This window comes from Streptomyces sp. NPDC059897 (assembly GCF_042730865.1).
In the GTDB taxonomy this organism is placed as follows: domain Bacteria; phylum Actinomycetota; class Actinomycetes; order Streptomycetales; family Streptomycetaceae; genus Streptomyces.
Genome location: NZ_JBHWKQ010000060.1, coordinates 32347 through 45045, shown reverse-complemented (window position 1 = coordinate 45045; position 12699 = coordinate 32347). Strand labels below are relative to the sequence as shown.

The following is a 12699-nucleotide window of genomic DNA, read 5'->3' as shown; positions in this document are numbered from 1 at the left end:
TCTTACCCCCCCTCTTGGGGCGGGGCCGTTCTTTTTTTTAATACACCCCTGTGCCCCGTGTTTTCCCCGGGGGGGGGCCCCCCCCCCCCCCCCCCCCCCCCCACGGCACTTTTGTGCAACCGACCCGGCGGGTAAGGTTAGGTTAGCCTCACCGATCAATCGGGACGGCACTACCTATGAGTCCCGACGACAGCCCGACCGGGAGGTGAACCGCGTGTTCGTCTGCAACTGCTTCGGTGTCACCGAGGCGCAGGTCAAGAAGCACGCGGAGGACGGTGCCTGCACCCCCCGCCAGATAGCGTCCGCCTGCAAGGCCGGTACGGACTGCGGCTCCTGCGTCCGCCGGATCCAGGCGCTGCTCGGCCGCGGGGCGTGCCCCCGCCGGGAACTGGTCGAGCAGGGCGATTCGGCCGTGGCCCTCGCGCCCCAGGCGCAGGACCAGCTGCCGGAAGCGGCCTGACCGCCGCGGACGGGCCTAGCTCTCCGGCTGCTCGATGAGCTGCGCGATGTACAGCGCCTCGCCGAGCTTGTCCACCAGCTCCAGCTGCGTGTCCAGGTAGTCGATGTGGTGCTCCTCGTCCTCGAGGATCGACTCAAAAATGTTTGCGGACGTGATGTCGCCCTTGCCGCGCATCAGCTCGATGCCCCGCTTCAGGCGGTCGATCGCCTCGACCTCGATCTGCCGGTCCGCCTGGAACATCTCCGTGACCGTCTGGCCGACCCGGACATGGAAGAGCCGCTGGTAGTTGGGGAGTCCGTCCAGGAACAGGATCCGGTCGGTCAGCACCTCCGCATGCTTCATCTCGTCGAACGACTCGGCGCGGGTGTACTTCGCGAGCTTCGTCCAGCCGAAGTTGTCCTGCATCTTCGCGTGCAGGAAGTACTGATTGATCGCCGTGAGCTCGGCCGTCAGCTGCTCGTTGAGAAACTCGATGACCTCGGGGTCGCCCTGCATCGCAGAGGCTCCTTCCAAGCGGTTACTGGGCAGGTTTCGCGCATCCTTGCACCGGTGCAGGAGCGCGTCCAGTAAGTGCACGCTTAGTAGGAGTTGCCCGAATCAACGCTCGTGGCGGCTCCGCCAGGGTGGGCGTGGTCACGTCCACTGCCCGAGGTCTGTCAGGATGGAGGCATGGGTCATCCGGTGGGTCGCGAGTCTGGGGGAGCAGTGCAGCCGGAGCTTCCACCGGGGCAGCGGCTGCAGCGCGGCTGGCCCGTCACGCACTACGGCCCGGTGCCCAAGTTCCGGCCCGAGCGCTGGGAGTTCAGGGTCTTCGGCGCCACCGCCGACGGTGACAAGCACTGCTGGAACCACGAGGAGTTCTCGGCGCTGCCGTACGCGACCGTGGTCGGCGACCTGCACTGCGTCACGAAGTTCAGCATGCTCGCCGCCGAATGGGGCGGCGTGCGCGCCTCCACGATCCTGGAGCTCGCCCCGCCCGGGCCCGATGTCACCCATGTGATGGTGTGGGCCGAGTACGGATTCTCGTCCAACCTGCGGCTGTCCGACTTCGCCTCCGAGCGGGCCATCTTCGCCACGCACAAGGACGGCGAACTGCTCACCGCGGAGCACGGATTCCCGCTGCGTCTCGTGGTGCCCCACCTGTACGCCTGGAAAGGGCCGAAGTGGGTGCGCGGCGTCGAGTACATGACGGCGGACCGGCGCGGCTTCTGGGAGGAGCGCGGGTACCACAACGTGGGCGACCCGTGGCGTGAGCAGCGGTACTCGTACCAGGAGGAGCCCGGAGAAGGGCCCGAGTTCTAGGCCGCCTCCCAGGGCTCCCGCACCGGATACCCCCTGGGGGTCCAGGTCAGTGGTACTGGTGCACGACCGCGTGGCCCTTGCCGCGGCCCATCATCCAGCGGTTGACCGGGGTCGTCACCACGAAGGCGATCACGAGCGCCGCGGTGAGCGCGCCCCAGAACAGGCCGTCCGAGAGGTGGGCGTCCATGGCGTTCGGCCACAGCGCGATCACGCCGTTGTCGATCAGCTCCATCACCGCGATGGACAGGGTGTCCGCGGCCAGCGCGACGCGGATGGCCGCCTTGAAACCGAGGCCGGCCTTCAGGACGCCGCGCAGCGTGAGCGAGTAGCCGAAGAAGAACGCGAGCGTGATCGCCAGGGCCATCGTCGGTACGTTGCCCCAGCCGAGCGCGGTGCCGATCACCATGCCGAGGACCTCGCCGATGGCACAGCCGGTGAGGCAGTGCAGCGTGGCCTGGGCGGCCATGGACCAGGAGACCTTGCCGCCGGTGCCGTGTGCTCCGTGGTGCGCGTGGTGCTCGTGCCCGGTGTGCGTCTCGTGCTGCATGGTTCCCCCAGTGGTCGCTGCGGATGCTGGCACCAAGGTAGCGCAGATACCCCCTGGGGGTATTCCACAGGATCGAATTTTCTTCAGAACCGGAGCTTCTTCAGGATCTGAGCTTTCAGGGTCGGAGTTTCTTCAGCCGCTCCACGTCGGCCGCGTGGCCCTCCTTGCCGCCGGGCGTCTCGATGACCAGGGGAACGTTCTCGGTCGCGGGGTGGGCCATCAGCTCGCGGAACGGCTCCTCGCCGATGTGGCCGGTGCCGATGTTCTCGTGCCGGTCCTTGTGGGCGCCCACGACGTCCTTGGAGTCGTTGGCGTGGATCAGCTTGAGGCGGCCCTCGCCGACCGTGTCGACGAGCAGGTCGAGGGTCTGCTTCATGCCGGCCGGGCCCGTGAGGTCGTGGCCCGCCGCGAAGATGTGGCAGGTGTCGAGGCAGACGCCCAGCTTGGGGTGGCGGTCGAGGGCGTCGAAGTACGGGCCGAAGTCCCAGGTGCGCGAGCACAGCGAGGAGCCCTGGCCCGCGGTCGACTCCAGGAGCAGGAACGGGTCGTCGTCGTGCGTCAGTTCGTCGAGCAGCGGCAGCATCCGCTCGCGGACCTGTGCGAGGGCGACCTCGCGCTCCCGGCCGCCGGTCGCGGAGCCGGTGTGCACGACGACGCCGAGGGCGCCGATCGCGCGGGCCCTGCGCAGCGAGTGGCGCAGCGAGTCCACGGACTTGTCGACGGTCGCCTCGGTGTGCGAGCCGAAGTTGATCAGGTAGGGGGCGTGCACGTACGCCGGGATGTTCTCCTCGGCGCACTGGGCGCGGAAGTCCTCGTCCTGCTTGGGGTTGCCGGGCGGAGTGGCCCAGCCGCGGGGGTTGGCCACGAAGACCTGGACGGTTTCGGCCTTGAGGTCACGCGCGTAGGAGAGCCCTACGCGCGCGAGGCCGCCGGCCACCGGGACGTGGCCGCCGATCGGGTTGCGGATGCTGCTGTTCACCCGGCCCAGGGTGTCATGGGTGTTCGAACGCCCGGGGCCGGGCCGGGGCTACCTGATGGTGATCGTGATGCTGGAGCCCTTGGGGGCCTCGTCGCCGCCTTCCACCGACTGGCTCCTGACGGTGTCGCCGAACAGGCCGAGCAGTCCGCGGTTCTCCTCCACCTCGAAGCCCGCCGCGCTGAGCCGCGCCTTCGCCTCGTCGACCTTCAGGTCCGTGACGTCGGGGACCTCGACCATGACGGGGCCCTTGGAGATCGTCAGCGTCACCGTGTCGCCCTCGGCGAGCTGCTTGCCCTCGGCGGGGGACTGCCGGGCGACGCTGCCCTTGTCCTCCTCGGAGTTGACCCGCTTCGTGGAGATCTCGGCCTTCAGGCCCGCGTCCTCCAGGTCCGCGATGGCGTCCTGCTCGGACTCGCCCGTGACGTCGGGGACGTCGACGGGGGAGCCCTTGGAGACGACCAGGGCGACCGCGGAACCGGCCTTGCGGGTCTCGCCCGCGCCCGGATCCGTGCTGATCACCGAGCCCTTGGCGATCTGCTCGCTGAACTTCTTGGTGGTCATGCCCGGTTCGAGGTCGCGCTTCTTGAGTTCGCTCTTCGCGGTGCCCAGCGGGGTGCCGGCGAGGTCGGGGACCTTCACGGTCTTCGAGCCCCTGGACACGGTCAGGTCCACCGTCCCGCCGTTGCGGATGCGGTCGCTGGAACCCGGGTCGCTGTCCATGACGGTGCCGCGCTTGTACGTGTCGCTGTACGCGCGCGTGACCGTGCCCCGCTCCAGGCCCGCGTCGGAGAGCCGCTTCTCGGCCTGCGCCTGCGTCTGGTTGAGGACGGACGGGACCTTCGTGAACTGGCCGGAGTTGATGTACCAGACGCCGGTGCCGAGGCCGAGGACGAGCAGCACCGCCGCGAGGATCGCGAGGGTGCGGCGCTGCGGGCCGCGGCCGCTGCCGCGAGCGGGTCCCGGGGCCGCGGGCGGCGGGGCCGGCGGCATCTCCAGGCGGCTCGTCCGGTTGAGCTGCGCCTGGTCCGCGGAGTCCGTGGGCAGCGGCAGCTGTACGGGTGTGCCCACCGCGCGCGGGATCACGCTCGTACGGTCGTCGGCCCCCACGTGCTCCGTGTCGTGCGCCTGCGGCGGCACCGCGTCCAGCTGGGCATCGGTGAGCGCCGACCGGGCGCCCCTGGCCTGTGCGAGGAGCGCCACGGCGTCGTACGGGCGGACCTCGGGGGTGCGCGCCGTCGCCGACGCGACCAGCTCGTCGAGCTCGAAGGGGAGGCCGGGGACGGCCGCCGAGGGCGGGGGCACGTCCTCGTGGAGGTGTTTGTAGAGGATCTGGGCGGGGGACTCGCCCGCGTGCGGCTTGCCGCCCGTGAGCATCTCGTAGAGCACGACACCGCACGCGTAGACGTCCACGCTCGCCGTCGCCGTGCCGCTCTCGATCTGCTCGGGCGCCAGGTACGAGACCGTGCCGAGGACCGCGCCCGTCGTGTTCGTGACCGTGTCGACCGCGCGGACCAGGCCGAAGTCCGCCACCTTGACCCGGCCGTCGTCCCCTATCAGGACGTTCTCCGGCTTCATGTCGCGGTGCACGAAGCCAGCCCGGTGGGCCGCTCCCAGCGCCGCGAGGACCGGCTCCAGGATGTCGAGGGCGGCACGGGGCCGCAGCGCTCCCCGGTCGCGCAGCACGTCACGAAGGGTGCAGCCGGCCACGTACTCCATCGCCAGATACACGTACGCGCCGTCGGTGCCCTGGTCGAAGACCCCCACCACATTGGGGTGCGAGAGGCGGGCCACCGACTTGGCCTCGCGGATGAAGCGGTCGACGAACGAGGCGTCGGCCGCCAGCGAGGGGTGCATCACCTTGAGCGCGAGCACGCGGTCGAGGCGGGTGTCCACGGCCCGGTAGACCGTGGCCATCCCGCCGACCGCGATGCGTGCGTCGACGCGGTACCGGCCGTCGAGCACATGCCCGAGCAACGGGTCCTGAAGGGTCGTGTCCACGCAGGCGAGTGTACGAGGAGTGACCGACACCCAGCTTCCGTGCGGTGCGGCCGGGGCCGTACTGCAGCAGACCTGTGACCACCTGTACGGCACATCAAGCCCCGCTCTTGGACGAGAGGCCGCGGGGTCCGGGGCAGAGCCCCGTGTCCGTCACACGGCGCGGGCCGCCGAGAACGCCGGGCGCTCCGGATCAAGCACCGCCCGCCCCTCCGAAGGAGAAGACGCCTCCGCGAAGTGCCGCTTCGGAATCCGCCCGGCCCGATACGCGAAGCGGCCCGCCTCCACCGCGTGCCGCATGCCCTCGGCCATGAGGACCGGCTCCTGCGCGCGGGTCACCGCCGAGGCGAGCATCACACCCGCGCAGCCGAGTTCCATGGCGAGCGTCACATCGGAGGCCGTGCCCGCGCCCGCGTCCAGGATCACCGGTACGCGCGCGTGCTCGGTGATCAGCTGGAAGTTGTGCGGATTGCGGATGCCGAGCCCGGAGCCGATGGGGGAGCCGAGCGGCATGATCGCCGCGCAGCCGACGTCCTCCAGTTTGCGGGCCAGGACCGGGTCGTCGTTCGTGTACGGCAGCACCGTGAAGCCGTCGTCCACCAGCGTCTCCGCCGCGTCGAGCAGCTCGATCGGATCGGGCAGCAGGGTCCGCTCGTCGGCGATGACCTCCAGCTTCACGAGGTCGGTGCCGAGCGCCTCGCGCGCGAGGCGGGCCGTCAGGACGGCCTCGCGCGCGGTGAAGCAGCCGGCCGTGTTCGGCAGCACCCGGATGTTCAGCTTCTCCAGGACGGAGAGCACCGATCCGTGCACGTTCGCGTTCACGCGGCGCATCGCCACGGTGGTGAGTTCGGTCCCGGAGGCCACCAGGGAGCGCTCCAGGACGTCGAGGCTGGGGGCCCCGCCCGTACCCATGATCAGGCGTGAGGAGTACGGGTCGCCCCCGAGGACGAAAGTGTCGTCGGCCATGGACGGTTCAGCCTCCTTGGACGGCCGTGAGCACCTCGACGCGGTCTCCTTCGGAGAGCGCCGTGGCGGGCCATTGGGTGCGGGGGACGACGGTTTCGTTGAGCGCGGCGGCGACGCCCTGGGGCGCCGTGGTGAGCGTGCTGACCAGGAGGTCGAGCGTGGCGCCCGCGGTCACCGTGCGCGGCTCGCCGTTGACGTGGACGTTCATGCGGGCTGCTCCAGGAGGGCGGTGCCGAAGCGTTTCGGCGTGAACGGGCGGGCCTCTTCCGGCAGTTCACCGGTGGTCAGGGCGTGCGCCATGGCGTCGCCGGTGACGGGCGTCAGGAGCACGCCGTTGCGGTAGTGCCCGGTCGCCAGGAGGAGGCCCGGCAGGGCGGTCGGCCCCAGGAGCGGAGCGTTGTCGGGGGAGCCGGGGCGCAGGCCCGCGCGGGTCTCGGTGAGCGGGAGTTCGGTGATGCCGGGGACGAGCTCGTGGGCGTCCCGCAGGAGTTCGTAGACGCCGCCCGCGGTGACCGTGGTGTCCCAGCCGAGCTCCTCGCTGGTCGCGCCCACCACGAGCTCGCCGTTGACGCGCGGCACCAGGTAGATGCTGCCGCCGCGCACGACCGCGCGGACGGTGCGGCTGAGGAAGGGCGCGTACCGCTTGGGCACCGTCAGGCGCAGCACCTGGCCCTTCACGGGGCGCACCGGCGGGAGCACCGCGTCGGGCACGCCCGCGAGCTGCCCGGCGCGGCTGCCCGCCGCCAGGACCACCTGGTCCGCGGCGAGTTCGGTGCCGTCGGCGAGGACAGCGCCGCTCGCCCGGTCGCGGACGACACGGAGCCGCTCGGCCCATGACCGGTGGAAGGTCACGCCGGAGCGCTCGCAGGCCGTCACGAGGGCGCCCGCGAGCCTTCTCGGGTCGATCTGGTGGTCCCCGTCGACCCGCAGTCCGCCGCGCACGCCCGGCGCGAGCATCGGTTCGAGGCGGCGGCAGTCGCGGCCCGAGAGCCACTCCGATTCGAGCCCCGACTTCGTCTGCAGCGCGTGCAGTTCGCGAAGGTGGGCGCGGTCGTCGGAGTCGAGCGCGACCGCGAGCGTGCCGCAGGCGCGGTAGCCGAGGTCCTGCCCGGTGGCCTCGGACAGCTCGGCCGCGAAGCCCGGGTAGCGGCGCGCGGACTCCAGGTTCAGGCCGAGCAACGTCTGCTCGCCGTGGTGCAGTTCGGTGACGGCGGCCAGCATCCCGGCCGCCACCTGGGCGGCCCCGCCGCCGGGTTCGGGGTCCGCGACCGCGACGGACAGGCCGCGCTGCGCGGCCCGCCAGGAGGTGACCAGACCGATGATGCCGCCACCGACGACGAGGACGTCGCTGGTGTGCGAACGGTCGCAGGAGTGCGAATGAACGGATGGCGTCGACGACATGGGCGTCAAGCCCCTCCCTTCGCCGGTATGACCCGGATCAGGTTCGGACGGTCGAAGGCCGCTCCAGCCTCCCTCTCAGCCCGCTGCGTACGGGCTCCCGCGAGTGCTCTACGTTGGCCACCCTAGCCGTTCACCGCGACCCCCAGTAAGGGAGCCTCGAACCTGTGTCCCGATCTCTCGACGGCCTCGTGATGTCCCCCGTCGCCGACCAGGCGCCCGGTCAGGTGGGCACCCGCACCCGCTTCACGTACCGGGAGCGGGACGGCCGGGTCTCGGCCGACTACGCGGGCGGCGATGTCGTCGAGGGGCACCTCGTGGGGACCCGCTCCGGCGACCGGCTCGACTTCCGTTACGTCCAGCTGAAGACCGACGGGACCACTTCCTGCGGGCACTGCGTCTCGACCGTGTCCGAGCTCCCGGACGGCCGGGTGCGCCTCGACGAGACCTGGGAGTGGGAGTCGCAGGACGGCAGCGGTACCAGCGTGGTCGAGGAACTTCCCGGCCGGGCGTGAACTCCGGAGTGCCGTCCCGACCTTGATCGCTAAACCGCCTGGACATGTGCAGGACGTCACGGCGCGGGAGTGGCCCGCACCGCTGACCGACGCAAGATCAGGTGCCTAAGGTTGATCCCGTGAGTGAGCAGCGGAGCGGGAGCGGAGCGCCTTCGGGGCAGCGGAACGTCGTCATCGTGGGCGCGGGCATGGCCGGTGTGCAGACCGCCGTGGCGCTGCGCGAACAGGGCTTCACCGGCGCCGTCACCCTGCTCGGCGCCGAGCCCCACCAGCCGTACGACCGGCCGCCGCTGTCCAAGGCGGTGCTGCTCGGCAAGGCCGAGGGCTCGGCCTTCGACGTGGACTTCGAGGCGCTCGGCGTCTCCCTGGAGCTCGGCCGCGAGGTGACCGGCCTGCGGCCCGGCGACCACGAGCTGGACACGGCCGAGGGCCCGGTCCCGTACGACGTGCTGGTCGTCGCGACCGGCGCCGAACCCGTCCAGCTGCCCGGCTCGGGGTCCGCCCCCGGAGTGCACCTGCTGCGCACGCTCGACGACGCCGAGCGGCTGCGGCCCGTCCTCGCCGAGCAGCACGACGTGGTGGTCGTGGGCGCCGGCTGGATCGGCGCCGAGTTCGCCACCGCCGCCCGTGAGGCAGGCTGCCGGGTCACGGTCGTGGAGGCCGCCGAGCGGCCGCTGGCCGGGGCGCTGCCCGCCGAGATCGCCGCCCCCATGGCGGCCTGGTACGCCGACGCCGGAGCCCAGCTGCGCACCCACGCGCGCGTGGAGCGCATCGAGCCGGGCGTCGTGGTCCTGGACGACGGCACGCGGCTGCCCGCGGGAGCCGTCGTCGTCGGCATCGGCGCCCGCCCGGCCACCCGCTGGCTGGCCGGCTCCGGGATCGAGCTCGGCGCCCACCGGGAGGTCCTCGCGGACGACGGGCTGCGCACCTCCGTGCCCGACGTGTACGCGGTGGGCGACTGCTCCTCGTTCCCCTCGGGTCGCTACGGGGAGCGCCTGATGGTCCACCACTGGGACAACGCGCTGCAGGGGCCGCGCACGGTGGCGGCCAACATCGTCGGCCTGACCCCGGCGGTGTACGACCCGGTGCCCTATTTCTGGTCCGAGCAGTTCGGCCGGTTCGTGCAGTACGCGGGGCACCACGAGGGCGCGGACGCGACGGTGTGGCGCGGCGACCCCGCCGGTGCCGCCTGGTCGGTGTGCTGGCTGCGCGACGGGGCCCTGGTGGCGGTGCTCGCCGTCGGCAAGCCGCGCGACCTGGCCCAGGGGCGCAAGCTCATACAGTCGGGGACCCCGCTCGACCCGGAGCTGCTCGCGGACCCGGCCCGTCCGCTGAAGTCCGCGGTGGCGTGAGTCCGTCACCCCGCGGGCCGTCCAAAGCGTGACAGAAGGGGTGAATCGGGAGGGATCGTGGTCCATCCGCACCGGCTCGGCTTCCGAGTGTCAGTCCGGGATGGCACGCTTGTCCTGTGACCGAGATTGACGCAAAGATCGATGCTCTCGTCCCCGCCTGGCTCACCCTCCCCGACATCGCGGAAATGCTCGATGTCGAGGTGACGCGTGTGCGGCAGCTGGTCAAGGAAGGCCAGCTGATCGCCGTGCGCCGCGGTGAGAACAGGGCACTGCACGTGCCCGCCGCCTTCATCGACGGCGACAAGATCGTCAAGGGGCTCGTCGGCCTCCTGACGGTCCTGAGGGACGACGGCTTCAGCGACGAAGAGATGCTGGAATGGCTCTTCACCCCCGACCCGAGCCTGCCGGGCACGCCCGCGCAGGCCTTGAGCGAGAATCGCGGCACGGAGGTGAAGCGCCGCGCCCAGGCGCTCGCCGTCTGACCTGACAACCGTCCGGCGTGCGCACCGCGACCCTCGTGGTGCGCACGCCACCGACACCGCACGACCCACGGGGGGACTTTCATGGCGGACTCCAAGCGCGCCCTGCTCGCTGACGCGCGGCTCTATCTGTGCACCGACGCGCGCAGGCGCCAGGGCGATCTGCCGGAGTTCCTCGACGCCGTGCTGGCCGCCGGGGTCGACATCGTGCAGCTGCGCGACAAGGGCATGGAGGCCGGCGAGGAGCTGGAGCACCTCCAGGTGTTCGCCGAGGCGGCCCGCCGCCACGGCAAGCTCTTCGCGGTGAACGACCGCGCGGACGTCGCCCACGCGACCCGCTCGGACGTGCTGCACCTCGGCCAGGGCGACCTGCCGGTCCCCGCGGCCCGCGCCGTCCTCGGCGAGGACGTGCTCATCGGCCGCTCCACGCACGCCGAGGACGAGGCCGCCGCGGCCGCCGTCCAGGAGGGCGTGGACTACTTCTGCACGGGCCCGTGCTGGCCGACCCCGACCAAGCCCGGGCGGTACGCGCCGGGGCTCGACCTGGTGCGGTACACGGCGGGCCTGGACACGGACCGCCCCTGGTTCGCCATCGGCGGCATCGACCTCGCGAACCTGGACGAGGTCCTGGAGGCCGGCGCCCGCAGAGCCGTCGTCGTCCGGGCCATCACGGAGGCCGACGACCCGGGCGCCGCGGCGGCCGAGTTCGCGAAGCGCCTGCGTGCGGTGTGACGTGCGCGGTCCCGTCCGTGAACCCGGGGGAAACCGCCGGTGACGGCCGTTCCGTCGCCCTGTCCGCAAGGTGGACGGGGATTAGGGCCTTTGGATATCGGTCAGTAACCTGCCCGTATGGCCCTAGGTACCGCTTCCACCAGGACTGATCGCGCCCGCACCGTGCGAGACATGCTCGCACCCGGCAAGACGGCTTTCTCGTTCGAGTTCTCCGCGCCGAAGACCCCGAAGGGCGAGCGCAACCTTTGGAACGCGCTGCGGAGGGTCGAGGCCGTGTCGCCCGACTTCGTCTCCGTGACGTACGGCGCGGGCGGCTCCACGCGCGCGGGCACCGTCAAGGAGACCCAGCAGATCGTCGCCGACACGACGCTGACGCCGGTGGCGCACATCACCGCCGTCGAACACTCGGTCGCCGAACTGCGCAACATCATCGGCCAGTACGCCGACGCCGGGATCCGGAACATGCTCGCGGTGCGCGGCGACCCGCCGGGCGACCCCATGGGCGACTGGATCTCGCACCCCGAAGGCCTCACGTACGCGGCCGAACTCGTTGAATTGATCAAGGAGTCCGGCGACTTCTGCGTCGGCGTCGCGGCATTTCCCGCGATGCACCCGCGCTCCGCGGACTGGGACTCCGACGTGCGGCACTTCGTCGACAAGTGCCGCGCGGGCGCCGATTACGCGATCACCCAGATGTTCTTCTACCCGGAGGAGTATCTGCGGCTGCGCGACAAGGTCGCCGCGGCAGGCTGCGAGACGCCGATCATCCCGGAGTGCATGCCGGTGACGAGCGTGCGCATGCTCGAACGCCTGCCCAAGTTGAGCAACGCGGACTTCCCGCCGGAGTTGAAAGAGCGAATCCTCACAGCGAAAGACGATCCCGCCGCTGTACGCTCCATTGGCATCGAGTTCGCTACGGAGTTTTGCGCCAAGCTGCTTGACGAGGGAGTGCCGGGTCTGCACTTCATTACGCTCAACAACTCCACGGCAACGTTGGAGATCTACGAGAACCTGGGCCTGCACCAAGAGCGGGGCTGACTTCGCCGTACCCACAAGGGCTACGGCCGTACGAGAGGGGCGTACATGGGCTGGGCGGTCCTCTATGTCGCGTTCGGACTGGTGGCACTGTGGCTCCTCGGTGAGGTTCTGCTGCAGTACAAGGCAAGGCTGCGCTGGCGGCTGCTCGCCTTCGGCGGCTTCCTCGGAGTCGTGATCGGCGTCCTGATTCCCTCGGTGCTCGTCATCGGGGCCGGGGCCATCGCGTTCGCGATCGGACAGACATACGTCACGCTGTCGTTCCGCCGCGGGTTCGCCGCGGGCTGGTCGCTCAAGGGCGTGCCGGGCGTCCCGGGCATGGACCGGGGACGCCGCTCCGAGGAGGAGCCGCACCAGGAGCCGACGCTCCAGGTGTCCGACCTGGAGTACGAGCCGGCGCGACAGGAGTACGCGCCGGTCCCGGAGTCGGCGGCCGAGAGCACGGCGGTGTACGCCCCGCAGCCGATGCCCGACGACACCAGCCAGTACGGCGTCTACCAGGACACGGCATACGCCCCGACCGCGCAGGCGGCGCACGGGACGCAGGACTACGGCTACGACGCCGGGTCCTACGGCTACGACCAGCAGGGCTACGGCTACGACCAGGCTCAGCAGCCGTACGCCGCCCCGTACTCGGACCCGTACATCGGCGCGCAGAGCTACCCTGCGCAGCCCCAGTACGGCGACCCGTACGCCACCGGGCAGGGCTATGCCGACCCGTACGCGACGGCCGCGGGCTACGGCGGGGAGACGCCTCCCGGCGGCGTCTGGGTGCCGCAGCAGCGCAACGGCGAAGGGGAGCAGCAGAACTACGGCGGTGAACTGCCGCCCGAGCAGCAGTACCCGGCGTACCCGCAGCACGACCCGAACACCGGGTACGACCACAACGGGTACGACCACAACGGGTACAACGAGCAGCAGTACCGGTACTGAACCGGC

At 71.0% G+C, this 12699-nt stretch carries 15 protein-coding genes and 1 riboswitch; of the genes, 8 read left to right on the top strand and 7 right to left on the bottom strand.

What is annotated here, in order from left to right; all coding sequences use genetic code 11:
- Window positions 1-205 precede the first annotated feature (205 nt).
- On the top strand, window positions 206-460 hold the full coding sequence (locus tag ACFV9W_RS36610) for a bacterioferritin-associated ferredoxin (protein ID WP_385769940.1): 255 nt from the start codon (window positions 206-208) through the stop codon (window positions 458-460).
- Between the two features lie 15 nt (window positions 461-475).
- Here the strand turns inward: ACFV9W_RS36610 and bfr are convergent, their stop codons facing one another.
- Window positions 476-955 (bottom strand): bacterioferritin, encoded by a 480-nt coding sequence (gene bfr / locus ACFV9W_RS36605; protein WP_385769938.1) that lies wholly within the window; start codon window positions 953-955, stop codon window positions 476-478.
- A gap of 174 nt (window positions 956-1129) precedes the next feature.
- Between bfr and ACFV9W_RS36600 the strand changes: the two genes are divergently transcribed.
- Window positions 1130-1762 (top strand): sulfite oxidase-like oxidoreductase, encoded by a 633-nt coding sequence (locus ACFV9W_RS36600; RefSeq protein ID WP_385769936.1) that lies wholly within the window; start codon window positions 1130-1132, stop codon window positions 1760-1762.
- Window positions 1763-1808: 46 nt separating this feature from the next.
- Here ACFV9W_RS36600 and ACFV9W_RS36595 read toward each other — a convergent pair whose 3' ends face one another.
- From ACFV9W_RS36595 to thiO, 6 genes are all read right to left on the bottom strand, one after another.
- On the bottom strand, window positions 1809-2309 hold the full coding sequence (locus tag ACFV9W_RS36595) for a DUF4396 domain-containing protein (protein ID WP_385769934.1): 501 nt from the start codon (window positions 2307-2309) through the stop codon (window positions 1809-1811).
- A gap of 115 nt (window positions 2310-2424) precedes the next feature.
- Entirely contained in the window at window positions 2425-3288 is an 864-nt protein-coding gene (locus ACFV9W_RS36590; RefSeq protein ID WP_385769932.1) for a deoxyribonuclease IV, read from the bottom strand.
- Between the two features lie 48 nt (window positions 3289-3336).
- The gene (gene pknB / locus ACFV9W_RS36585; protein WP_385769930.1) at window positions 3337-5286 is read right to left on the bottom strand and encodes a Stk1 family PASTA domain-containing Ser/Thr kinase; all 1950 of its coding nucleotides are present in this window, start codon (window positions 5284-5286) and stop codon (window positions 3337-3339) included.
- A 150-nt stretch (window positions 5287-5436) separates the two neighbouring features.
- Window positions 5437-6249, bottom strand: a complete 813-nt coding sequence (locus ACFV9W_RS36580) for a thiazole synthase (RefSeq protein WP_385769928.1) — start codon at window positions 6247-6249, stop codon at window positions 5437-5439.
- Window positions 6250-6256: 7 nt separating this feature from the next.
- Entirely contained in the window at window positions 6257-6457 is a 201-nt protein-coding gene (gene thiS / locus ACFV9W_RS36575) for a sulfur carrier protein ThiS (protein ID WP_385769926.1), read from the bottom strand.
- Entirely contained in the window at window positions 6454-7650 is a 1197-nt protein-coding gene (gene thiO, locus ACFV9W_RS36570; protein ID WP_385769924.1) for a glycine oxidase ThiO, read from the bottom strand. The genes thiS and thiO overlap by 4 nt, the downstream gene beginning before the upstream one ends.
- Window positions 7648-7761, bottom strand: a riboswitch (TPP riboswitch). Its footprint overlaps the gene before it by 3 nt.
- A 53-nt stretch (window positions 7762-7814) precedes the next feature.
- On the opposite strand from thiO, the gene ACFV9W_RS36565 reads away from it, so the two are divergent.
- The 6 genes from ACFV9W_RS36565 (at window position 7815) to ACFV9W_RS36540 (ending at window position 12693) form a co-directional block, all read left to right on the top strand.
- Complete coding sequence (locus ACFV9W_RS36565; RefSeq protein ID WP_385769922.1) at window positions 7815-8162, top strand: hypothetical protein; 348 nt, start codon at window positions 7815-7817, stop codon at window positions 8160-8162.
- A 119-nt stretch (window positions 8163-8281) separates the two neighbouring features.
- A complete protein-coding gene (locus ACFV9W_RS36560; protein ID WP_385769920.1) occupies window positions 8282-9514 on the top strand; it encodes an NAD(P)/FAD-dependent oxidoreductase in 1233 nt (410 codons plus the stop codon).
- A gap of 116 nt (window positions 9515-9630) precedes the next feature.
- Window positions 9631-9996: an Rv2175c family DNA-binding protein gene (locus ACFV9W_RS36555; protein WP_385769918.1), complete on the top strand. Its 366-nt coding sequence runs from the start codon at window positions 9631-9633 to the stop codon at window positions 9994-9996.
- 81 nt (window positions 9997-10077) lie between these two features.
- Window positions 10078-10725, top strand: a complete 648-nt coding sequence (gene thiE / locus ACFV9W_RS36550) for a thiamine phosphate synthase (RefSeq protein ID WP_385769916.1) — start codon at window positions 10078-10080, stop codon at window positions 10723-10725.
- Window positions 10726-10842: 117 nt separating this feature from the next.
- Window positions 10843-11763, top strand: a complete 921-nt coding sequence (metF, locus tag ACFV9W_RS36545; RefSeq protein WP_266720542.1) for a methylenetetrahydrofolate reductase [NAD(P)H] — start codon at window positions 10843-10845, stop codon at window positions 11761-11763.
- A gap of 45 nt (window positions 11764-11808) precedes the next feature.
- Window positions 11809-12693: a hypothetical protein gene (locus tag ACFV9W_RS36540; RefSeq protein WP_385769914.1), complete on the top strand. Its 885-nt coding sequence runs from the start codon at window positions 11809-11811 to the stop codon at window positions 12691-12693.
- Window positions 12694-12699: the final 6 nt, after the last annotated feature.

Excerpts from the sequence above, each read along its gene's own strand:
- bfr (WP_385769938.1), bottom strand. The coding sequence starts at position 955 with ATGCAGGGCGACCCCGAGGTCATCGAGTTTCTCAACGAGCAGCTGACG.
- ACFV9W_RS36600 (WP_385769936.1), top strand. The coding sequence starts at position 1,130 with ATGGGTCATCCGGTGGGTCGCGAGTCTGGGGGAGCAGTGCAGCCGGAG.
- ACFV9W_RS36595 (WP_385769934.1), bottom strand. The coding sequence starts at position 2,309 with ATGCAGCACGAGACGCACACCGGGCACGAGCACCACGCGCACCACGGA.
- ACFV9W_RS36580 (WP_385769928.1), bottom strand. The coding sequence starts at position 6,249 with ATGGCCGACGACACTTTCGTCCTCGGGGGCGACCCGTACTCCTCACGC.
- thiS (WP_385769926.1), bottom strand. The coding sequence starts at position 6,457 with ATGAACGTCCACGTCAACGGCGAGCCGCGCACGGTGACCGCGGGCGCC.
- thiO (WP_385769924.1), bottom strand. The coding sequence starts at position 7,650 with ATGTCGTCGACGCCATCCGTTCATTCGCACTCCTGCGACCGTTCGCAC.
- thiE (WP_385769916.1), top strand. The coding sequence starts at position 10,078 with ATGGCGGACTCCAAGCGCGCCCTGCTCGCTGACGCGCGGCTCTATCTG.
- metF (WP_266720542.1), top strand. The coding sequence starts at position 10,843 with ATGGCCCTAGGTACCGCTTCCACCAGGACTGATCGCGCCCGCACCGTG.
- ACFV9W_RS36540 (WP_385769914.1), top strand. The coding sequence starts at position 11,809 with ATGGGCTGGGCGGTCCTCTATGTCGCGTTCGGACTGGTGGCACTGTGG.